The sequence below is a fragment of the Shewanella sp. 30m-14 genome, assembly GCF_052977125.1.
In genome coordinates, this window is record NZ_JBRILW010000011.1 from 37,790 (window position 1) to 58,236 (window position 20,447).

General features: G+C 44.0%; 22 protein-coding genes. 8 read left to right on the forward strand and 14 right to left on the reverse strand.

Annotation, left to right across the window (positions count from 1 at the left end):
• Positions 1 to 286: 286 nt before the first annotated feature.
• Positions 287 to 2,557: a hypothetical protein gene (locus tag ACVBIU_RS09980; protein WP_447163680.1), complete on the forward strand. Its 2,271-nt coding sequence runs from the start codon at positions 287 to 289 to the stop codon at positions 2,555 to 2,557.
• A 59-nt stretch (positions 2,558 to 2,616) separates the two neighbouring features.
• Here the strand turns inward: ACVBIU_RS09980 and ACVBIU_RS09985 are convergent, their stop codons facing one another.
• From ACVBIU_RS09985 to ACVBIU_RS10025, 9 genes are all read right to left on the reverse strand, one after another.
• Entirely contained in the window at positions 2,617 to 3,735 is a 1,119-nt protein-coding gene (locus ACVBIU_RS09985) for a TDT family transporter (RefSeq protein WP_447160488.1), read from the reverse strand.
• 427 nt (positions 3,736 to 4,162) lie between these two features.
• Entirely contained in the window at positions 4,163 to 6,046 is a 1,884-nt protein-coding gene (locus ACVBIU_RS09990) for a DUF885 domain-containing protein (protein ID WP_447163679.1), read from the reverse strand.
• 155 nt (positions 6,047 to 6,201) lie between these two features.
• Positions 6,202 to 7,353: a radical SAM family heme chaperone HemW gene (hemW, locus tag ACVBIU_RS09995; protein WP_447163678.1), complete on the reverse strand. Its 1,152-nt coding sequence runs from the start codon at positions 7,351 to 7,353 to the stop codon at positions 6,202 to 6,204.
• Positions 7,353 to 7,952, reverse strand: a complete 600-nt coding sequence (gene rdgB / locus ACVBIU_RS10000; RefSeq protein WP_447160491.1) for an RdgB/HAM1 family non-canonical purine NTP pyrophosphatase — start codon at positions 7,950 to 7,952, stop codon at positions 7,353 to 7,355. Before rdgB ends, hemW begins: the two co-directional genes overlap by 1 nt.
• A gap of 134 nt (positions 7,953 to 8,086) precedes the next feature.
• Entirely contained in the window at positions 8,087 to 8,521 is a 435-nt protein-coding gene (locus ACVBIU_RS10005) for a DUF4426 domain-containing protein (RefSeq protein WP_447160492.1), read from the reverse strand.
• An 83-nt stretch (positions 8,522 to 8,604) separates the two neighbouring features.
• The gene (gene yggU / locus ACVBIU_RS10010; protein ID WP_447160493.1) at positions 8,605 to 8,892 is read right to left on the reverse strand and encodes a DUF167 family protein YggU; all 288 of its coding nucleotides are present in this window, start codon (positions 8,890 to 8,892) and stop codon (positions 8,605 to 8,607) included.
• A complete protein-coding gene (locus ACVBIU_RS10015; protein WP_447160494.1) occupies positions 8,892 to 9,440 on the reverse strand; it encodes a YggT family protein in 549 nt (182 codons plus the stop codon). Before ACVBIU_RS10015 ends, yggU begins: the two co-directional genes overlap by 1 nt.
• Positions 9,441 to 9,475: 35 nt before the next feature.
• Entirely contained in the window at positions 9,476 to 10,294 is an 819-nt protein-coding gene (gene proC / locus ACVBIU_RS10020; protein WP_447163677.1) for a pyrroline-5-carboxylate reductase, read from the reverse strand.
• 173 nt (positions 10,295 to 10,467) lie between these two features.
• Complete coding sequence (locus tag ACVBIU_RS10025) at positions 10,468 to 11,163, reverse strand: YggS family pyridoxal phosphate-dependent enzyme (protein WP_447163676.1); 696 nt, start codon at positions 11,161 to 11,163, stop codon at positions 10,468 to 10,470.
• Between the two features lie 35 nt (positions 11,164 to 11,198).
• Between ACVBIU_RS10025 and ACVBIU_RS10030 the strand changes: the two genes are divergently transcribed.
• The 3 genes from ACVBIU_RS10030 to hemH all read left to right on the forward strand — a co-directional run bounded on the left by ACVBIU_RS10030 (position 11,199) and on the right by hemH (position 14,501).
• Positions 11,199 to 12,236 carry a type IV pilus twitching motility protein PilT gene (locus ACVBIU_RS10030; RefSeq protein ID WP_447160497.1) on the forward strand — a complete coding sequence of 346 codons (1,038 nt, stop codon included), beginning with the start codon at positions 11,199 to 11,201 and terminating at the stop codon, positions 12,234 to 12,236.
• 16 nt (positions 12,237 to 12,252) lie between these two features.
• Entirely contained in the window at positions 12,253 to 13,365 is a 1,113-nt protein-coding gene (locus ACVBIU_RS10035) for a PilT/PilU family type 4a pilus ATPase (RefSeq protein ID WP_447160498.1), read from the forward strand.
• 122 nt (positions 13,366 to 13,487) lie between these two features.
• Positions 13,488 to 14,501 (forward strand): ferrochelatase, encoded by a 1,014-nt coding sequence (hemH, locus tag ACVBIU_RS10040; RefSeq protein ID WP_447160499.1) that lies wholly within the window; start codon positions 13,488 to 13,490, stop codon positions 14,499 to 14,501.
• Positions 14,502 to 14,593: 92 nt separating this feature from the next.
• On the opposite strand, the gene ruvX is transcribed toward hemH, so the two are convergent.
• The 4 genes from ruvX to ACVBIU_RS10060 all read right to left on the reverse strand — a co-directional run bounded on the left by ruvX (position 14,594) and on the right by ACVBIU_RS10060 (position 16,438).
• Positions 14,594 to 15,016, reverse strand: coding sequence for a Holliday junction resolvase RuvX (gene ruvX, locus ACVBIU_RS10045; protein ID WP_447163675.1), 423 nt, complete (start codon positions 15,014 to 15,016; stop codon positions 14,594 to 14,596).
• A gap of 49 nt (positions 15,017 to 15,065) precedes the next feature.
• Positions 15,066 to 15,626 carry a YqgE/AlgH family protein gene (locus ACVBIU_RS10050; RefSeq protein ID WP_447160501.1) on the reverse strand — a complete coding sequence of 187 codons (561 nt, stop codon included), beginning with the start codon at positions 15,624 to 15,626 and terminating at the stop codon, positions 15,066 to 15,068.
• A gap of 23 nt (positions 15,627 to 15,649) precedes the next feature.
• The gene (gene yciH / locus ACVBIU_RS10055) at positions 15,650 to 15,979 is read right to left on the reverse strand and encodes a stress response translation initiation inhibitor YciH (RefSeq protein WP_447160502.1); all 330 of its coding nucleotides are present in this window, start codon (positions 15,977 to 15,979) and stop codon (positions 15,650 to 15,652) included.
• Positions 15,980 to 16,117: 138 nt separating this feature from the next.
• On the reverse strand, positions 16,118 to 16,438 hold the full coding sequence (locus ACVBIU_RS10060; protein WP_447163674.1) for a hypothetical protein: 321 nt from the start codon (positions 16,436 to 16,438) through the stop codon (positions 16,118 to 16,120).
• A gap of 169 nt (positions 16,439 to 16,607) precedes the next feature.
• Between ACVBIU_RS10060 and ACVBIU_RS10065 the strand changes: the two genes are divergently transcribed.
• Positions 16,608 to 17,171, forward strand: coding sequence for a DUF4136 domain-containing protein (locus ACVBIU_RS10065; RefSeq protein ID WP_447160504.1), 564 nt, complete (start codon positions 16,608 to 16,610; stop codon positions 17,169 to 17,171).
• A gap of 118 nt (positions 17,172 to 17,289) precedes the next feature.
• Here the strand turns inward: ACVBIU_RS10065 and ACVBIU_RS10070 are convergent, their stop codons facing one another.
• Positions 17,290 to 18,168: a LysR family transcriptional regulator gene (locus ACVBIU_RS10070; protein WP_447160505.1), complete on the reverse strand. Its 879-nt coding sequence runs from the start codon at positions 18,166 to 18,168 to the stop codon at positions 17,290 to 17,292.
• A gap of 84 nt (positions 18,169 to 18,252) precedes the next feature.
• Between ACVBIU_RS10070 and ACVBIU_RS10075 the strand changes: the two genes are divergently transcribed.
• From ACVBIU_RS10075 to ACVBIU_RS10085, 3 genes are all read left to right on the forward strand, one after another.
• Positions 18,253 to 18,666 carry a PACE efflux transporter gene (locus tag ACVBIU_RS10075; protein ID WP_447160506.1) on the forward strand — a complete coding sequence of 138 codons (414 nt, stop codon included), beginning with the start codon at positions 18,253 to 18,255 and terminating at the stop codon, positions 18,664 to 18,666.
• 308 nt (positions 18,667 to 18,974) lie between these two features.
• On the forward strand, positions 18,975 to 19,577 hold the full coding sequence (locus tag ACVBIU_RS10080; protein WP_447163673.1) for an OmpA family protein: 603 nt from the start codon (positions 18,975 to 18,977) through the stop codon (positions 19,575 to 19,577).
• A gap of 29 nt (positions 19,578 to 19,606) precedes the next feature.
• Positions 19,607 to 20,431 (forward strand): mechanosensitive ion channel family protein, encoded by an 825-nt coding sequence (locus ACVBIU_RS10085; RefSeq protein ID WP_447163672.1) that lies wholly within the window; start codon positions 19,607 to 19,609, stop codon positions 20,429 to 20,431.
• Positions 20,432 to 20,447 lie beyond the last annotated feature (16 nt).

Consider the following 20,447-nt stretch of genomic DNA (forward strand, 5'->3'; position numbering starts at 1 on the left):
CGTGCTACTGTTTATAACCGAGGAGATGAGTTTAGCGAGCCTTATCATCATCGGCATCTGCTGGTGGCCTGGGTATAGACGCCATTGTTAGCCGAATTTGCTTGCAGGGTTAATGACCAAGCATATTTCGGCCTCGAGTTTAGTTACGGCCCAGATTGGTATAAAGCGCTTGATACTTGAAGTGAAACTATCTTAAGCTACAGATAATATTGGAAAATATTATCTTCTCTTAGCTTTATAGTTCGATGCTTTGTAGAGCCATTTATTTCATGAGACATGTATTACATTGAATAAATTTATTAAGTCACTTTTTTCGCGTTCTGCTGATCTTGGAACTGCATCTGAAACCGTAGCTGAAACTATCTCTGCAGAAAAGATTTCAGCAACAATTACTTCGGAAACAACTACCTCAGCAGAAAAGATTTCAGCAACTACGACCTCAGAAACAAGTGCTGAGCATGAATACTCTTTTCAGCACCATAGGTTGTACTACGATGGATTGATTCAGCTGCAAATCGTTAAACGCAGTGGTTTCAATATTGAGCTATTGAGTCAGTTTGAATTGGTTGGTAGTGATAACTGCGAACTGCTTTTGGTTGAGTGGCTTGATGATGAGCGCTTTATTGCGGTGGATTCAATAGGCCGAATTTATAGTGCTTGTTTCAGCTCTGGTGCCCGCTCTGATATCAGCAATGGCATAAGCTCCGACATGAGTTTAAATACATCCTCAGCTTCTAGCTCTCAAAGCCGCAAGCCAAGCAAGCTGAGTTTAGTTGCGCTAACATCGCTAGAGTTGTACCCAACAAATGATGCCTGCTGTAACAATGGCAAGCTTTGGCTCGTTGGCGCCAAGCAGGGTGGGCGACGCAGCGCCCGGTCAATGTACTGTATCGATATAGGCGCAGCCTTAAATAGGCAGGCAAGCGCGGCTGCAGAGAATGACAGCCATACAAAAGTTGGCTCTTTTGAGCTCCTCTGTACCGATATCAGTTGTTATGAAATGCCATTTAGGTTTGTTAACGGCAGTATGGTGTATTTGGCTGATAATGAGTTTGTGTTTTATCAGCGTGAAAAGCGCAGAATGCATCAACTGGTGAGCTTTAGCCCTCTTAGTTCTGAGATGAAAGTTCATCCACTTGAAGGCAAGCCCGCACCGACGGAAATTTCTGTTCGTAATACTTTTTTCATGGATAACCAACGCGGTATTGCGCTGCTTGCCAATGCTGAGACGGTTAGCATGACTGTATCAACTGATACTGATGCTTCTGAATCGATTGCCGAGGCTCTTAATCAAGCTGAAGTGATTGCTCAGGCTGAAGCTTTTGATCAGGCTGAAGCTCCAGGCTTTGATTTTGTATTACAGCTAATCGATTTTAAGCAGAAAAAGGCACTGTGGAGCCGCAGTGTTAGGACACTTAATCCATCACAAATTTGTGCCAGTTATCAAGCTGAAGAGCTTGTGGCGTCATTAACTGCGATTGCCGCTGGCGATAGCAGCTCAAGTCACCATGATGAGCTGCAAACCTTTGTAGAGTGTTTAACCTCGGCCACTGTTGCTGCTGATGGCAACAGCATTTGGCTTGGCTGGCAAGATGGCGTGGTGCAGCAGCTATCGTTAACGGGTGAATGTATATTCCCTCTGAAGCAACTGATGCAACGAAATAGTGGTGGCATTCTTCGCTCTTTGCAGGTGTTTGGGCTCGAACCCGTTGTGATTAAATCTCAAATTGATGACCAATTATTGGTGGCGGTTGGTGACGAGGAGGATGGGCGTATTTGGCTGATGGATCTCGCTGATAAAAAACAGGGTTCTTCAGCGAGTCTTGTTTCAGCGGTATGTCGGCAAAAAGGGGTCATATTAGATATACCTGCAGGGCTGACTGAAGTGCCGACTCAGAGTGGGCAAGTCGATATTTTTTATCAAGATTTAAATGATACGTCAGCAAAGCTGGCAACGCTTGAAACACTGAACGCTTTAATGCCGAAGCTACAGCTGCATTACCACGCCAGTTATGAGCTGATGAATAAAAATGCCCCCAACTTGGATGCAAAGCTAGAGCTAAGTAATGAGCAGAATAAAGTTTTAAATAAAACGCCAAACCAAGCTCTAAAACAAGAGCAAGCTCAAGATAAGCCGTTATCACTATTCTTTGGCTTTGTTACTCAACAAGTCAACGGGTGTACCGTCCAAAGTGAGTACGATCTGTTTGCTTCAGCAGGTTACGATGAAAAGGGCGCAGACTTATTAGCAAGTATCATCAAGCAGTTTGCCAGCTGGGACTGTGCCGCTCATCTGTCAGGTCTTAAAGGGGCGCCGGTAATGGCCGATGCAGTGTTAGCTCTAGCTGACAAAAAAGAGTATTTAGATATTCTTGCTGAGTACTTTAACGCCATTGGTGCTAATGAGCCTATACATCCCTTTCATGTACACAGGACGATGGTTGTGATCCGTGAGCAACACGCTGACTCTCCTGAATTAGCAGCCTTTATGGCGAAGGTGCCTTGGCCTTGGAATGATGTCAGTTTTAGCGTGCCTAATGTCGGAGCTTACGACTAAATGTGATGGCCTAGAACCTAGAATCTAGGACCTAGGACTGAACATTTTTATGACGTCTTTCAGAGCTTGCCCTTCTTAGAAACGACATGGTTTGATGTGGTTGGGTTCTTCATAATATGGCCACCTTTAAATCCCTTTATTGTGCCAGTTGCTGCGATAATCCAGGCACAAATTAAGCCGGCAAATAAAATAACTGCAGCCCACTCAAACGCAGGTAGCCTAGTATGTAAAGCTAATTGTGTGGTTCCGGTAACGCAAGTACCAACAGGGAAAGTAAATGCCCACCAAGTGAGCGCAAAGGGCATTTTTCTGCGCAGAGCGCGCAGTGTTAGTAAGCTTGCTAATATCGACCAGAAAAAAGCAAATCCCCAGATAGGCACCCCATAAAGAATTGCCATAGTATTCATGCCTGTAGAAATCGGCTCATCGACCACAAATAGCGCCGCGCTACCCAGTGCTCCAGCCGCAGTAACAGATTGCCCGAGAGGCCCTAAGACAATCCAAAGGGTCGGAACGCGCGCGCTGCCTGATGTGCCTGAGTAAGCTAAGCGGCTCCAGATCATGGTGATAATGATTAGTGCACTAAGTAAGCTAATGCCAAACATGGCGTAGCAGGCATAAAGCAGCGTTTGTTGTAGGGCAATATTTTCAGAATGGGGGATTAACATGGCGCCAATAGCAGCAGAGACCATAGGCGGTACAACGGGCATCAACCAACCACCAAAAGCGGCGTCTTCCCGGACCTGATGATGGGTAAAAAGACGAAATGGAATAACAACGGCGGTCAGCAGCCCAAGTAGTGTTCCTACTATCCACAGGCTCCAGGCTAGCGTCATTGCGGTCTCTACGGCCATAACTTGTGAGCCGTACAACAGCGCGCCTCCTGCTATAGTCATCATCGCCATGGGAGGTGCACCAAAAAATTGCGACATCACCGGGTCGTTAAATTGTCGTTTGATAATGTGGGGCTTGGTAATGGTCTGAACTATTTTCAGTAATAGCATAGCAACTAACATCAAGGATGCGAGTAACCAGATAATCAGCCCTATGTCGTTTAAGTGCCCGCCAAACATAGGTAGCCCGATTGCGGCGTTAGCGATGATGCCTGTGCCCATAACAGAGGCAAACCAGTTTGGACCTATCTCTGTGCTTAGCTCAACTTGCGTATTTTCAGACATATATTCCCTTAACCGCAACATGTTTACATTTATCTTATTAAAACTAATTTGTTTGAGGTGATAAGTACAATTTTGAATCGAATTTACTGTTTACATAAACCGTTAGGCTGCAATCAATGGCTAAGGCCGTGAGGTAAATTAGAATATTTTAGGGCTGGTGTCTTGTTGATCAACTTAGAAATGAAAGCGGGCACAATATAATTGTGCCCGCTTTCATTTAGATTTCTATATTGCGCTAGAGCGACTGCAATTAAGCGACTGCAGCTAGGCTTCTATCGCTCAGTCATTGTGGCAGGCTGGCTCATCGTGGCTAAGCTAGAGCAACTAAGCAACTAAGCAACTAAGCAACTAAGCAACTGAGCAATAGCGACTGAGCTCGCCTGACAGCACCTGGATGACTATTTACAACCGTTATTAATCGCTGTTATTAGCTGTTTTGCTCTATCCATAGGTCGATTTCACTTTCGAGTACATCTAACGGTACTGGACCATTTTTAAGGACTATGGTGTGAAAATCGCGAATATCAAATTTATCGCCTAGGGCTTGCTGCGCTTTGTCTCTTAAGGCTAGTAGCTTTAGCATTCCCACTTTATAAGCGGTTGCCTGAGATGGCATCACAATATGGCGCTCAACCATTTTTACTGCATCAGATTTGGCATTGGGCGTGTTAGAAACGTAATACTCGATAGACTCTTCACGCGTCCATTTTTTAGCGTGAATACCAGTATCGACCACTAAACGACAAGCGCGCCATAACTCCATCGCTAAGCGGCCAAAGTCTGAATATGGGTCAGAGTACATGCCCATCTCTTTCGGGAAATACTCACTGTAAAGCCCCCAGCCTTCGATATAAGCGGTATAGCCGCCAAACTTACGAAACTTTGGTACACCATTAAGCTCCTGGGCGATAGCTATCTGCATATGGTGACCCGGCGTGCCTTCATGGTAGGCCAACGCCTCCATCTGATATTTTGGCATGGCTTTCATGTCATATAGATTGGCATAGTAGGTACCAGGGCGGCTTCCGTCTGGTGATGGGTTGTTGTAAAAAGCTTTACCTGCAGATTTCTCTCTAAAGGCTTCAACCTGTTTAACTATCATAGGTGCTTGAGGTTTGACCTTAAACACTTCATCGAGCCTGCTGCTCATGGTGTCGATAAGTGCGGTGGCCTCTGTGAGGTATGCCTGACGGCCTTTATCGTCATTGGCGTAATAGAACTGCTCGTCTTCGCGCATAAACTTGAAGAACTCGGTTAATGAGCCTTCAAAGTTAACTTTGGTCATGATATCGCGCATTTCGCTGTGAATACGCGCCACTTCAGATAGACCTAGCTCATGGATATCATTAGCGGTCATGTCGGTTGTCGTCGTGCGAGCTAATGCATTGTTGTAGTAAGTCTCGCCCTGTGGAAATTTCCACGCGCCGTCACGAGTATCGGCTTTAGTTTCAAGCTTAGTCATGTAGGCGATTAGCTTGTCGTAGGCAGGTTTTACATCGTTAACTAATGCCGTTTTAGCATCGCGTAATAAGCTATCTTGGTCGCTATCGCTCAATTCAAGGCTTGATACTTTGCGTTTAAAGTCAGCCCATAGCGCGCTATCTTGTGCCATATCGCCCTTATTAGACTCAGCAGTGAAAGGTGCGCCAGCTACGATATTTTTGCTGTCGGTTATTACATAAGGGAAGACAAACTTAGGCGCAACAATGCCCCTAGTTTCACGCGCTTCTAAGGCCGCTTGTAGTTGAGATAATCGCTTAGGCACACCTTGTAGGCGGCTAATATAGGCTTTGGCATCTTCAACGTTGCCAATTTGGTGCTGGTTAATCAAGAAAGAGGCGATTTGTGAGTGGCCACCATACATCTGGTTGACCGGGTAGCTATGGTAACGCCACTTGTCATCTTTAATGCTTTGCTCAAGCTTTTGAGTTAATAGCTGATAGCTAAGTAGAGTCTGTCTATCGAGCTTACTTGGGTCGATTTTTTGTAGCAGAGTTAAGTGTTTTTTATCTCGTGCAAGGGCTGCGTCATCGGCGGCATCACCCATCTCGTCCCATTTGTCATAGTCAGTTTTAATCCCTAGGTGCGTTTGTGAAATAGGGCTCGCCATAACATTTTCCATGAAAATGCTTTCAAATAAGAGGTTGGCTTTTTCTGACTCGCTTTCAGCCTTATGAGCAATGCTCTCACTTGGACTTAATAATTGTACAGAGGATGAGGCGGCAATCGCTGTGGTGCTAAATGTGGTAGTGGCACTAAATACAATTGAAAGTGATAGGGCGATAGAGCTGATTTTTGTTTTTATAGGCATTTTTAGGCTTCCTTAGAATTATGATTGTTATCCTAAAGAAGCCGGCGGTTAATTTTTTGATCTAAGTGTTAGTAAATGTTTCTATGCGAGCCGGTATTAACATCTTTGCTTTTTTATTCAGCTAGTTAATTGGTGTTTGTAACAGATGGAACGCGCTATAGAAACTGTGACAGCAACTCATTGACGAACAGGTGACCTTTGCTAGTCAGTTGCCAGTGTTCATCAGACTCGGTCATTAAGCCTTTGGCACAGGCTTGTTTGATGCCGTCACTAATGGTGTCTCGTGATAAACCGGTACGCTGCTCAAATTCCACCTTAGGAATGGGGCTCATTAGGCGTAAGCGATTCATTAGATACTCTAATGCTCGATCTTCTTGCGCAACTTCGGTGGTTTCGTAGGTATAGTTATCTGCTGTTAAATAGCCCTTAGGGTGCTTTATTTTAACTGTGCGGATAATTTTGCTGTCGCTAACGTTATTATCGTTAATTAGGGTGATTTTACCGTGGGCGCCACAACCGATCCCCAAGTAGTCGCCAAACTGCCAATAGTTAAGGTTATGTCTGCACTGATAGCCTTCTTTAGCATATGCTGAGATCTCATATTGCTGATAGCCCAGCTCAGCTAGACGTTTCTGGCCTTGTTCGTAGATCTGCCACAAGTTTTCATCATCTGGTAACTGCGGTGGTTTAGAATGGAACAAGGTATTTGGTTCTATGGTGAGCTGATACCAAGACAAATGCGGCGGCGCGAGTCCTGCTGCTGTTTCAATATCGGCAAGGGCTTCATCAAAACTTTGGTTTGGTAAACCATGCATTAAGTCTAAGTTAAAGCTTTGGTAGCCTGAAACTTTGGCTTTTTGCGCAGCAACTTGAGCCTCATCTTTATCGTGAATACGACCAAGCAGATTGAGCTTGTCAGTCGAGAAACTTTGTACGCCAATAGAAAGACGAGTTACACCTGCTTTATTGTATGCTTCAAAATCATCATGCTCTAGGGTGCCAGGGTTTGCTTCCATGGTGATTTCAATGTTGTCGCTAAAGGGGATGAGTGCATCCACCTCTTCGAGTAAACGCCCTATATGCGCAGCATCGAACAAAGAGGGCGTTCCGCCACCGATAAAAATCGTGTGTAGTTGCCTACCTTGCACATAATGCAGATCTTGTTTGAGATCCTTAATCAGTGCATCAACATATTCAGCCTGGGGTAACTCTCCATGTTGGCCATGGGAATTAAAATCACAATAAGGGCACTTTTGTACGCACCAAGGAATATGAATATAAAGGCTTAACGGTGGCAGGGTTAGCATTAGTTAAAGATACCTTGTTGCTTCATGGCTTGAATTAACAATACCAATGCTTTACCACGATGACTGAGCGTATTTTTTTCATCACTGCTTAGCTCAGCTGCGGCGCATTCGTGTTCTGCAGGGATAAAAATAGGGTCGTAACCGTGGCCATTTTCGCCTTGTGGGCCAAAACCTATTGTGCCTTCCCATGCTGCTTGGCAAATAATAGGGGTTGGATCTTTAGCGTGACGCATATAGACCAATACACACTGAAAACGCGCATTGCGTTCAGTTTGGCCTTCAAGTGCATTTAATAGTTTTGTGTAATTTTGCTCATCTTTAGCGCCTTCACCGGCATAACGCGCTGAGTAAATACCTGGGGCGCCTTGTAGGAAGTCAACTTCTAGACCCGAGTCATCAGCGATGGCAGCATGACCGGTAATTTCCGCGGCGTGCCTTGCCTTGATAATGGCATTTTCAACAAATGTAGTACCAGTTTCAGGGACTTCAACAACATTGAACTCACTCTGAGCTAAGATCTCGACGCCGTAATTAGCCATCAATTCAGAAAATTCTTTGAGTTTACCTTTGTTGCCGCTGGCAAGGACGATTTGGTTCATGGGATTCTTTCGATGAGTCAGTAAATAATGGCGGTAATAATAGCCGAGATACGGTGTTTTCGATAGTAGCAATCGCATTGAACAATTAAAAAAATAGAGGCGAAATGCCCCTATTTATTCAATTTAATGAGAGATTATTCGACGTAGAATTTTTGTTTGAACTTGAGTGTGGTATTGAGCTTTTTACCGGACTTAATTGCGATCTTGAAGTTGATCTCTTGATCGTCACGATACGGAACTTCGGCAATATAATAAATAGAGTTACCTTCGCGAATTTCCCTAAACTTTAAGTCGATTCTGGCATCGAGTAAGTTATTGGCGACGCCTGAGATCTCAACAGGAACGGCAGGGTGACCTTTGACGCTAGTATCAAGCACTGAAATATTGATGATGCCGGTGTAGCTACTACGTTTAATACCATAACTCTTGGCAATACTCGGGGTTAAAAAGGTGCTACTAAGGGCTACATAGTGGATATCGTAGTTACCCACTTTTTCTTTTTGTTCGGCAAATGCATTGCTGCTTAAACAAAAGCAGAGCATTAGCACAGCGGTTAAAGAACGGATCATATTCGCTTTCCTTAGGAAGATATCTTGCTAACAGTATAGAACTTTGTTGGGCTCAATGCGCTATTGGAATAATACGCATAAGGTTACAAAAGGTTTTGTATTTCAGCTGGGATAAGCTTAGGAGCGGTGATTTTTACCTGTTTATGGCGTCCCATTTGGCCTTTCACTATGGCAATATCGCCCTTCGGTACTTTAAAGGCTTTTGATAAGTACTTAGTTAAATGGGCGTTGGCTTTGCCATCAACGGGTGGGGCTGTGATAGCAATTTTTATCTCTTCACCATGTAGGCCAACAATTTGGTCACGACTCGCTTTAGGCTGGATATAGAGTTGAAGCAGCAGGTCACCCTGCTGCAATATGGCTGGTGTCACTATACGCTAGCCCAAAATGGCACGTACTGCGCGAGTAAGATATTGACGAAGTTAAGAATAATCATCATGACCAGCAATGACAGATCTAAGCCGCCCATTGGCGGTAAAATACGGCGAATTGGCGCAAGCAATGGCTCCGTCAGTTGACCCATTACCATCTCAATTGGGTTACTGCCTTGGCTTACCCAACTTAAAATTGCACGTAAGATTAGCATCCAGAACAGCAGTACACCCGCTTCTTTAATCACAGAGACTAGCGAGATAAGTAGCAGTGTCAGTACATCAATCGCTGCGCCAGCCATCAGGCTTAAGATAACAAACTTTGCTATCACGACGGTTATTGCCAGTACGAAAGAGGCGGTGTCAAAACTACCAAAAGAGGGCAGTACTCGGCGTAATGGGCCAACAATCGGGTGGGTGGCTTTTACAATAAATTGGCTAAACGGGTTATAAAAATCAGCTTTGGCTAGCTGTAGCCAAATACGTAATACCACAACCATCAGGTATAGATCGAATACCGTGCTTATCAGAAAACTAAATGCATTCATCTGTTTACTCTACTTGTTCAAGTTAAATTTAAAAACTAATACTGCTTTGCCATCTCTTCAGCGCGGGCGATGCAATTGTTCATTGCGCTATCGACCAAGCCTCGTAAGTTACCTTTTTCAAACGTCTCAACGGCTTGCGCTGTTGTGCCCCCTTTTGAGGTGACGTTTGCTCTTAGCTGAGCAAGGCTTAGCTCAGGGTTTTGCTTCACCATTAACGCCGCACCTAGGGCTGCTTGCTGAGCCATATCTCTAGCGGCTACTTCAGACATCCCCCCTTTGACAGCACTTTCTACCATAGATTCTAAAAATAGGAAGAAATAAGCTGGAGAGCTACCCGCTAGTGCAATGACTTGGTTTAAATCGCCTTCCTTGTCGACCCAAACAATTTCACCACCTGTGGCCATTAGCGTTTCGCAAATAGCTTTTTGCTCAGCAGATATATCTTCACCTGCAAAAAGGCCCGTTAAGCCTACACCGATTTGCGTAGGAGTATTAGGCATAGTGCGGATTAGTTTGATCTCTTGCTTAAAATAATCGCCATAACGCTTTGCAGTAACCCCTGCTGCTATGGTGATAATCAGTTTGCTTGAGAGATCTAAGCCGCTAAGCTCTTCGCCAACAACTTGCATTAAATGCGGTTTAACGCCAAGTACGATGACCTCTGCTGCTTGTGCAGCTTTAAGATTGTTATTTGAAACCTTAATACCAAAATCGCTGACCATAGCATCTAGCTTTGGTTGGCTAGGGTTAGTGGCTTCGATTAGTTCAGGGTTATAACCGCTGTTGACTAGGCCGCTAACGATACTGCGAGTCATATTGCCCGCACCAATAAAGCATACTTTTTTTTGCGTCATGAAGATCTCTTGTTGTTTTAGTTGGTTTTATGGCAACTTTAGCTATTAATATCTGGGCTAAACCGTGAATTGCAAGCTGTTGGCACTTAAATGTATCGTGCTAGCAATCATTTCATATTACGATTGATTTCATCTTACGATTGTTTGCCAAGCACTATTATCTTAAATCTTATCTAACTGTAATCGCGAGCACCAAATATAGCGCTGCCAATACGTACCATGGTTGAGCCGTGAGCGACGGCAAGCTCTAGATCGTTACTCATGCCCACAGACAAGGTATCGACACTATCAAAGCGCTTAGCTAGCTCTGTATAAAGGCCTTGTAACGCTGAAAGTTCAGCCGCTGCGGTTTGTTCATCAACGTCGGCCGAGGGGATCGCCATCAGGCCGCGTAATGTCAGCTTAGGTAATTGCGCTATTTTTTCTGCAAGGTCAAATACATCATCTACAGCCACCCCTGATTTACTGGCTTCTTGGCTAATGTTGACCTGAATACATACATTGAGCGCTGGCATTGAATCTGGGCGCTGCTCGTTGAGCCTTTGAGCGATTTTTTGGCGCTCAACCGTGTGCATCCAGTCAAAGAGTGTCGCGACCACTTTAGTCTTATTTGATTGCAGTGGACCGATAAAGTGCCACTCAATATCTGGGTAGTCCTGACTGAGTGCATTAACCTTAGATTCGCCCTCTTGCACATAGTTTTCACCAAAGCGGCGTTGCCCTGCATGATAGGCTTCTATGATTTGGTTATTGGGCTTAGTTTTGCTTACCGCTAGCAGTTGTACATCTTCTGCTCGACGAGAAGCCTTTTGCGCCGCTTGAGCGATCCGATGCTGGGCGATTGCGAGTCTGTCTGTTATTGTTGTCATGTTGTAAGTTTTTGGTTGAATGGATATCCCAAACTATGGAAATCACAGAGTTACTTGCCTTTAGTGTAAAACACAATGCGTCAGATCTACACCTTTCAGCGGGTGTTTCTCCCATGATCCGTGTTGATGGTGAAGTGAGAAAGATTAATTTACCTGCTTTAGACCATCAAGGTGTGCATAGCCTAGTCTATGACATCATGAATGATAAGCAGCGTAAGGATTATGAAGAACATTTAGAAATCGATTTTTCGTTTGAAGTTCCAGGTCTTGCACGTTTTCGTGTTAACGCCTTCAATCAGTCTCGTGGTGCGGCTGCGGTTTTTCGTACCATTCCAAGCGATATTTTGAGCTTAGAGCAGTTAGGTGCCCCCGAAATCTTTAAGAAGATCTCAAGTTTTCCTCGTGGTCTAGTGTTAGTAACCGGGCCAACCGGCTCAGGTAAGAGTACCACCTTGGCGGCAATGATAGATTACGTCAATGATAACCGCCATGACCACATTCTAACGATTGAAGATCCGATAGAATTTGTGCATCAAAATAAACAGTGTTTGATTAACCAACGTGAAGTTCACCGTCATACCCACAGCTTTAACGCCGCGCTACGAAGTGCACTGCGTGAAGATCCGGATGTGATCTTAGTCGGTGAGATGCGAGACCTTGAAACCATCCGACTAGCAATGACTGCAGCGGAAACGGGTCACTTGGTATTTGGTACCTTACATACGACCTCTGCTGCTAAAACGATTGACCGAATCGTCGATGTATTCCCAGAAGGCGAGAAAGGTATGGTAAGAACCATGTTGTCTGAATCTTTACAGGCGGTTATCTCTCAGACCTTGATTAAAAAGGTGGGCGGAGGCCGAGTGGCTGCTCACGAAATTATGATGGGTACGCCTGCTATTCGTAACCTTATCCGTGAAGATAAAGTCGCGCAGATGTATTCGGCAATTCAAACAGGTATGGCTCATGGTATGCAGACCCTTGACCAGTGTTTACAGAACTTGGTTAATCGCGGTCAGATCACCCGTGAAGATGCCATGGCTAAGAGTTCGAATAAACAAACCAACTTTTAATAGGGATAGTTAGGCTATGGATGTTCGTCCTTTTCTAAAGGTGATGATTGATCGTAAGGCATCGGATCTGTTTATCACTGCAGGTTTTCCGCCAAGCGCAAAGGTTGATGGTGAGCTGCGCCCACTGGGGGAAAACCCGTTTACTCCGGCGCAGTCGTTAGACTTTGTGGAGTCGTTGATGACAGAGGCACAAAAGTTGGAGTTTCATGAGTCTCGTGAATGTAATTTTGCCTTCGCCGCACAAGATCTGGGCCGATTCCGTGTCAGTGCCTTTTGGCAACGTGAAGCCCCTGGTTGTGTGATGCGCCGTATCGAGACCAAGATCCCTGATGTCGATGAGCTAATGCTGCCACCGATCCTTAAAGACTTAGTGATGAGTAAACGTGGTCTGGTGATCATGGTGGGCGGTACAGGCACAGGTAAGTCAACTTCACTTGCGGCTTTGGTTGGTTATCGCAATAACCATGCACGTGGGCACATTTTGACTATTGAAGACCCAGTGGAATTTGTCCATGACCACAGGCAGAGCATTATTACGCAGCGTGAGGTGGGTATTGATACTGAGTCCTTTGATGCTGCACTTAAGAGCTCACTACGTCAGGCTCCTGATGTGATTTTGATTGGTGAAATTCGTAGCCAAGAAACCATGGAGTTTGCGCTGTCGTTTGCTGAAACGGGTCATCTATGTATGGCTACCTTACATGCTAACAATGCTAACCAAGCCCTTGACCGAATTATGCATCTTGTGCCTGAAAGTAAGCATCATCAATTGTTATTTGATCTGTCGTTAAACCTGCGTGGCATTGTGGCTCAACAGCTAGTACCTAAAAGTGATGGTACGGGACGGCGTGCGGCGATTGAGGTGTTAATTAACACGCCTCGTGTGGCAAGTTTGATTGCTAAAAATGAGCTACATTTGCTAAAAGATACCATGGCAAAATCCAATGAGCAGGGCATGCAGACGTTCGATCAAGCCTTGTTAAAACTCTATAGCGATGGTGAAATTAGTTACGCTGACGCATTACATCACGCCGACTCACCAAATGACTTGCGCTTGATGATTAAGTTACAGAGTTCAGATCCCGCGAGTAGCAGTTCGATGGATGGAGTGACACTCAATTTAGATTAATTAACAACGGTTTAATAAAAAGCTGGCAATATCTTGTATTGCCAGCTTTTTTATGATTAATGTTGATCTCAAAGCGGATCAAAACGTATCTGTAGCTATCATTAAAAGGTTAAGGAGTTATCTTGGCTAAGTTTTCAGGATTGACCAAAGAAGTTGGGCATAAAAAGCGCGGTAAAACTGGGGTGTTGTTAGTTAATTTAGGAACCCCTGATGCGCCTACAGCATCAGCTGTAAGACGTTATCTGGCAGAATTTCTAGCCGATCCGCGTGTAGTCGAGATCCCAAAGTTGCTTTGGATGATCATTTTACACGGTATTATATTGCGTGTAAGGCCAGCAAAATCTGCAGCACTTTATCAACAAGTGTGGACCGAGCAAGGCTCACCTTTGATGGATATCACGCGTCGTCAAACCCAAAAGTTGGCAGAGCACTTCGATCAAGCTGGAACAGACGTGTCGGTTGATTTTTGTATGCGTTACGGCTCGCCATCAGTGTCATCGACCCTGCAACGAATGCATAAAGAGGGAGTTGATAAAATAGTGGTGTTGCCGCTTTACCCGCAATATTCGGCGCCAACAACAGCATCGGCTTTCGATGCCATAGCTAAAGAGTTGGCAAGCTGGCGTTACCTGCCTGCGCTGCATTTTATCAATACTTATCATGATCATCCTGACTTTATTGATGCCTTAGCGGCATCGATTGCTAAAGACTTTGAGCTTAATGGTCAGCCACAAAAGTTAGTGCTCTCATACCATGGTATGCCTGAGCGTAACCTGCATTTAGGTGACCCTTATTACTGTTTCTGCATGACAACGACTAAGCTGGTGGTTGAAAAGCTAGGCCTGAGTGAAGAGCAATATATAACAACATTCCAATCTCGTTTCGGTAAAGCTAAGTGGCTAACGCCTTATACTGACGCGACAATGGCTGCTTTACCTGGTCAAGGTGTTAAAGACATTGCTGTTGTTTGTCCGGCTTTTAGTGCCGATTGCTTAGAAACCTTAGAAGAGATCGCCGGTGAAAACCGTGAAATCTTTGAAGAGGCTGGTGGTGAACAATATCGTTATATTGCAGCGCTAAATGATGATGACGCCCATATTAAGATGATGGCTAATATCGTTAAACCGTATATTTAAGCTTATACCGGCGTGATACAAAAAGGGAGCGACTCATTCAATAGTCGCTCCCTTTTTAATATTGATGTGGGTTACTCAGATTTTGCACCGAATTACAGATATTGATTCTCGAAGTAACTTTCAACAATCAAGACTGCAGACATAGCATCAACCTGACCTTTGGTCAGTGCCTTGTAGCCACCCATTTCAAAGAGTCTTGCTTTGGCATCGGCAGTGGTAAGGCGCTCATCTTGAGTCTCGACCTTGATACCAAAACGGCCATTTATTCGATTCGCAAATTTTCTGGCTCGTTGAGTCATCTCTTGTTCTGTGCCATCCATATTAAGTGGCAAACCAACAACAACAAGATCGGGTTTCCATTCGGTGATGAGTGCGCCAATTTCATCCCATTTTGGAATACCATCGACCGCTTTAATTGATAATAGAGGTCGTGCACTCGCAGTGAGCTCTTGACCAATAGCGATACCAATACTCTTGGTACCGTAATCAAATCCTAAGACGCTTTTATCGCCCATCTCTGTGTATTCCTATGTATTTATGCTACTACAGTACCGATTACGGTAATCATGCATGGCCTGTGAGGTTAGAGAGTTGCCAAATGTCGAAACCGAGGGACTCAGTTGCTTGTTGCCAACGTTCGTCGTGCTCTACTTCAAACAGTAGTTCTGCCGTTGCTGGGATTGATAGCCAAGTGTTTTCAATTATCTCTTGCTCTAGCTGGCCACGGGTCCAACCTGCATAGCCAAGAGCAATTAAGAATTTCTCTGGCGCTTTATCTGAGCCTAAACAGGTGAGTACATCTTGTGAGGTTGTTAGCATGATCTCATCGCTGACAGCCTCGCTGTTGCTCCAGCAATCTTGTGTGCTGTGGAGTACAAAACCTCGCTCAGGATTAACGGGCCCACCAACTAACACCTCAGCAGCCAAAGCTTCAATTGCTTCAGGCTCTTCAGTCAGCTCCATCTGCTCTAAAAGTTCATCAACAATAATGCCGCTGGGTTTATTAACAACAATGCCCATAGCGCCTTTTTCGTTGTGCTCACAGATATAAATGAGTGAACGTTCAAAATAGGTATCTTGCAAAGATGGCATCGCGATTAAGAAGTGATTCTGTAGACTGTCCATAGACTTTTCCATATTAGGCGCGTTTAGCCACCAGCCAATTTGACAGTATAATTGAGCTTCTCGAGCAACGTTTTCACTTGCTCTCTATTATCGGTTTGCACTTCAATATTGAAGTCTTTTACCGTACCACCACAGCCACATTGTTTTTTCAGTTTTTGTGCCAAAGCTTTTAATTCTTTTTCAGGTAAACCTAGGCCCTTAATAACTGAAACCCCTTTGCCTTTACGACCCTTACTGTCTTTATGAATTCTGACAATGCCATCACCTTCAGGAGCAGATTGGATCGCTTTTTCGGGGGCTATTCTACCGCTATCAGTGCTGTAGACTAAAGATACGTTTGGATCAGATTTCATATATATGGTCGTTGGTTAACTTATGGCTGCAGTTTAGCAAAGATGCAGGCAATACGGGAGAGGCAAGCGAAAGAGAATCATATCTGTTGAGAGGCGAGCTAGAGCAAAAACTGCAGCTCTTTACAGAATTTAAAACCTTTATAGGTAAAGCGCGAGCTCAATGAATAACGAGGCAAAGGTTAAGCATGCTAGCGGTGCAATATATTTATGTGTACTTGGCAAGGCTATAGCGCAAGACGTTAGAGCAAAACCGATTGCAGTACCGGCAAAGTGCGTTACGGGGGCTGTTGCAATCGCAATCACAACCCAGCTAAGAACGACTAATGGCAATATGACTAATGAGTATTTGCTGAGTTTGTCAATTGATGAGGTGTCAGTGGCTGTGTTTTCAGTCACTTTTTCTGGGGTAATTAAAAACACGATAGGGGCGATAGCAAACGCGGCCATAAACCAAAGCATAATGATTCTCTTAAATATACTAATTGATAATCATTATCATTAAGCTGGGCGATGAAGTCAAGCTCAATGACAGGTGTCTTTACTAAAATAGAGTTGTAGATTAATAGATTGCTCTGTAAGCTGGCTTAATAAGTGCTCAAAATATATATGATTATTGTTGGAGTAAAACATGAAGAAGTTATTGATTGTCATTGCTGCGCTGGCGTTAAGTGCATGTAGTTCACTTAAGACAAGTTCAGACTATGATCCAGGTGTAAACTTTTCAGAAGTGAAAACTTACGCTTGGGTTCAAAAGAAAACTGATGATGCAACTTATCATCTCGATGGGCTTATGGATCAACGCGTTCGCAAAGCGGTTGAAGATCAGCTACAGCTAAAAGGGCTAACAAGAACTGATGCTGCAACAGCCGATGTTTTAGTAAACTACTTAACTAAAGTCGACAAGAAAATTAATGTAGACACGTTCAATACCAACTACGGCTATAACCCATATTACGGCCCAGGCTGGGGTTGGAGTGGCAGTGCTGGTCATAGCCAAACAACGGTTCGTGAATATGAAGTCGGTACTTTAATTTTAGATATGGTCGACCGCAAGACGGGGCAGCTTATCTGGAGAGGTTCTGTTGCAGACACAATGCGCGACAAAGATACGCCAGAAGAGCGTGTCGAAGTGGTTAACGAAGCGGTAGGAGCATTACTGCTTAACTACCCGCCAAAGCCTGAAGGCAAGTAAAGCTTTTATATTAGTCAGCTTTACACCAGCTAGCTTTGAGTAAGTTAGCTCAAATATGAAAACGGCCAAATGGCCGTTTTTTTGTAAACCATCTTTTAATCAATGTGAACCTTTTTGCTTAATTGAGCAGATCTCTCATCAATACTCTTAGCTGACGATTAAGCGAGTTATCGAGTCGGCTTTTATGTTGAATCACATCAACATTGGCTTGCCAACCGAGCTGCTCGAAATCAATCTTAAGCTTACATAACTGCTTTTCTGCAATGGCCTCTTCACACATGTGCAGTGGTAATAAGGTCCAGCCAAAACCTGCCTTTGTTAACTCAAGCAACATGTAGTAGTTATCTGCATGCCATACATCCGGAGAGTGAGGGGTATTAAACCAACCTTTTTGTTTTGCTTTAGAACCAATAACTAACTGTCTATGTAGTTTAAGTACGTCGATATGAGATGAGGTCGACTGTGCAAGCGGGTGGTTAGGGCTTACGAGCAACTCAAACTTTACGGTACCTAATGATTCAAAATCGAGACTCTCAGAGTAAGTCAGTTCGCTAAAGACGATGCCTAAATCGGCTCGCTTAGTATCTACCAATTGAATGATATCTAGACTCGAAGCACATAGGAGCTCAAGTTCACACTCTGGATATTGATTCGATAGGTTGCTGAGCATTGCTGTAAACCTGTCATAAGGGATCCCTTCGTCCACAGCGAGCGTAAGTTTTAATTCTTCTTGCTTGTCGAGTGCGGCAACTTGCTGGTTGAGCCGTTGGTGTTGAGCTATCACGGCTTTAGCCTGAGGCAGTAATTGTTCCCCTGCACGAGTTAATACCGGATAGCGATGACTTCTATCAAATAAAGTCTGATTCGTATCGATTTCGAGGTTAATAATGTGCTGGCTAATTGCAGACTGAACCTTGCCAAGCTTTCTCGCTGCGGCAGAAAAAGATCCTGCCTCAACGGTCGTTACAAATGAGTAGAGCTGTTCAATGGTTAACATATCAGTAAAGGTGATGGTATCTAATTTTTAAGTATCGTAATTAAAGATGATAATAGCGACAAGTAAATTTTAGGACGCATAAAAATGACGTTTAAAGACAGAATCACTCACGCTATTCTTTTTGAGGCAATCGCGTTGGCCATTATTGTTCCAGTAGCGTCGATGCTATCGGGTACAGAAGCCACATCTATGATGGCAGTGGGTGTTGGACTGAGTCTGTATACTGTTGTTTGGAATTACATTTATAACATTTGGTTTGATAAGCGCTTCGGCGCAGACAGAATTAACCGTAGCTTAAAGGTGCGAATTGCCCATACCTGTGGCTTTGAAGGTGGACTGATATTTATAACCGTACCAGCCATTGCGTGGTTTTTAGACTTGACGCTATTACAAGCTTTAGCCATGGAAGCCGCTTTCTTAGTGTTTTTCTTTTTCTATGCTGTGGCTTTTAACTGGTGCTACGACACTATCAAAGTCAGGTTAAAAGCGACAAGTTAGAACGCTATTAATAAACACAAATAAGCCGTTATTACATCAGTAATAACGGTTTTTTTATGCTTTGCGTTCGGTCTTTATTGTTGCATGAGGGGAAAATAGCCCTAAAATCGAAATATGCTAGATATTAGCTATGCTTGTAATGCTTAAGTTAATTATTCTGCTGTGTTTTTAAATTATTTGGCGTAAAATGTTGACCGCCTAGCCCATGGTGATAGATGTTGGGTCTCGCTGGTAAAATCGAACATTTCTAGTCAGATATAAGGTTTATCGATAAAAGCTTAGTAGAGTGTGTTAGGTTTTTAGAGGAGATGACTTTGGTAAAGTTGATGCTGATGTTGCTTATTACCATGAACTTATCGGCAGGGTTATCGGCTCGGCAGTGGCAAGATACCGATCTTGATGGAGTGCCAGATTTAAAAGATGCTTGTGAAGATACTGCCAGAGATCTGCGTGTCGATGCTCGAGGTTGTGATCATCGTCAAGCCAGTGCAGTGGTCATCGAGCAGCTTAGAATCGTGCCAAACTTATGTTTTTCGACCAGTGATGGGCGTTTATATCCGGCTAGCTGTAAAGAAAATAGATCGGTGGTTGTTAAGTTTGAATTTGCTCAATCCCAAGTTTTAATGTCCCAGGTAAAAGCATTTGAGCTGCTAACGCGTTGGCTAGCCGTGACAAGAGTGCCACTGTTGCTCGTTGGCCATACGGATTCTATCGGTGACAGGAGCGTTAATCAAAAGTTGTCGCGAGAGCGAGCCGAGCAGGTAAAGAAAGTATTAGTTGAGCAGTTTGGGTTTGCTGCCAATAGATTTCAGGTTAAAGGTATGGGGAGTCAATTCCCGGTTGCCAGTAATCAAAACGCGTATGGTCGTCAACAGAACCGACGTGTCGAGTTTTTAGTTATTATTCAATAGTTTTATCATATATTTAAGGGAGTATGTAAATGGATAACTTGCAAGGTTTAATGGACCAAGCACCAGAGCTAATCGTCACCTATGGTATGAAGATACTTTTTGCCATTATCATTTTTGTCATCGGTAAGTTCTTATCGAATATAGCAAAAAAACTAACTACAAAATTATTGAAAAAGCGTAAAGTCGATACGACGGTCGTGTCGTTTGTTGCCAATATGGCTTGGGCATTGGTGTTTGTATTTACCATCGTTGCCACGCTTGGCCAAATTGGTGTGCAAACCGCCTCGTTAGTTGCTGTTATTGGTGCTGCGGGTTTAGCGGTAGGCTTGGCACTTCAAGGCTCACTGTCTAACTTTGCCGCTGGCGTGTTAATGGTGCTGTTTAGACCATGCCGTGTTGGTGACTATGTTGAAGCTGCTGGCATTGCGGGTACGGTAGATGAAATCACTATCTTCTCAACTCGACTGCTGACACCTGACAATAAAGTGGTTATCGCACCAAACTCGGCAATGATGAATGGCACCATTGTTAACTATTCCGCGATGGAGACTCGTCGCTTAGATTTAGTGATTGGTGTTTCGTATGATGCAAATCTAGCTGAGACGAAAAAGGTACTGACTAGCATTCTTGAAAATAACCAGTATGTGCTAAAAGATCCTGCATACACAGTAGCCGTGTCAGAGCTTGCTGATTCATCGGTTAACTTTGTGGTTCGCCCATGGGTAAATGGTTCTGACTACTGGCCTGCGCATTTTGAAATTCTAGAGCAGATTAAAATTGCACTAGATGAAGCTGGCATTGGTATTCCATACCCACAAATGGATCTCTATGTAAAAGAGACTCCAGCCGCTTAATGACTATCAAATAGTA

What these genes read in the sequence shown, in the direction of transcription:
- ACVBIU_RS09985 (WP_447160488.1), bottom strand. Translation starts at nt 3,735, where the DNA reads ATGTCTGAAAATACGCAAGTTGAGCTAAGCACAGAGATAGGTCCAAAC.
- ACVBIU_RS10080 (WP_447163673.1), top strand. Translation starts at nt 18,975, where the DNA reads ATGACTTTGGTAAAGTTGATGCTGATGTTGCTTATTACCATGAACTTA.
- hemW (WP_447163678.1), bottom strand. Translation starts at nt 7,353, where the DNA reads ATGCTAACCCTGCCACCGTTAAGCCTTTATATTCATATTCCTTGGTGC.
- proC (WP_447163677.1), bottom strand. Translation starts at nt 10,294, where the DNA reads ATGACGCAAAAAAAAGTATGCTTTATTGGTGCGGGCAATATGACTCGC.
- ACVBIU_RS10085 (WP_447163672.1), top strand. Translation starts at nt 19,607, where the DNA reads ATGGATAACTTGCAAGGTTTAATGGACCAAGCACCAGAGCTAATCGTC.
- ACVBIU_RS10065 (WP_447160504.1), top strand. Translation starts at nt 16,608, where the DNA reads ATGAAGAAGTTATTGATTGTCATTGCTGCGCTGGCGTTAAGTGCATGT.
- ACVBIU_RS10035 (WP_447160498.1), top strand. Translation starts at nt 12,253, where the DNA reads ATGGATGTTCGTCCTTTTCTAAAGGTGATGATTGATCGTAAGGCATCG.
- ACVBIU_RS10050 (WP_447160501.1), bottom strand. Translation starts at nt 15,626, where the DNA reads ATGGACAGTCTACAGAATCACTTCTTAATCGCGATGCCATCTTTGCAA.
- ACVBIU_RS10030 (WP_447160497.1), top strand. Translation starts at nt 11,199, where the DNA reads ATGGAAATCACAGAGTTACTTGCCTTTAGTGTAAAACACAATGCGTCA.
- ACVBIU_RS10015 (WP_447160494.1), bottom strand. Translation starts at nt 9,440, where the DNA reads ATGAATGCATTTAGTTTTCTGATAAGCACGGTATTCGATCTATACCTG.
- ACVBIU_RS09990 (WP_447163679.1), bottom strand. Translation starts at nt 6,046, where the DNA reads ATGCCTATAAAAACAAAAATCAGCTCTATCGCCCTATCACTTTCAATT.
- ACVBIU_RS10070 (WP_447160505.1), bottom strand. Translation starts at nt 18,168, where the DNA reads ATGTTAACCATTGAACAGCTCTACTCATTTGTAACGACCGTTGAGGCA.
- yciH (WP_447160502.1), bottom strand. Translation starts at nt 15,979, where the DNA reads ATGAAATCTGATCCAAACGTATCTTTAGTCTACAGCACTGATAGCGGT.
- ACVBIU_RS10075 (WP_447160506.1), top strand. Translation starts at nt 18,253, where the DNA reads ATGACGTTTAAAGACAGAATCACTCACGCTATTCTTTTTGAGGCAATC.
- ACVBIU_RS10025 (WP_447163676.1), bottom strand. Translation starts at nt 11,163, where the DNA reads ATGACAACAATAACAGACAGACTCGCAATCGCCCAGCATCGGATCGCT.
- rdgB (WP_447160491.1), bottom strand. Translation starts at nt 7,952, where the DNA reads ATGAACCAAATCGTCCTTGCCAGCGGCAACAAAGGTAAACTCAAAGAA.
- ACVBIU_RS10060 (WP_447163674.1), bottom strand. Translation starts at nt 16,438, where the DNA reads ATGCTTTGGTTTATGGCCGCGTTTGCTATCGCCCCTATCGTGTTTTTA.
- ACVBIU_RS10005 (WP_447160492.1), bottom strand. Translation starts at nt 8,521, where the DNA reads ATGATCCGTTCTTTAACCGCTGTGCTAATGCTCTGCTTTTGTTTAAGC.
- ruvX (WP_447163675.1), bottom strand. Translation starts at nt 15,016, where the DNA reads ATGGGCGATAAAAGCGTCTTAGGATTTGATTACGGTACCAAGAGTATT.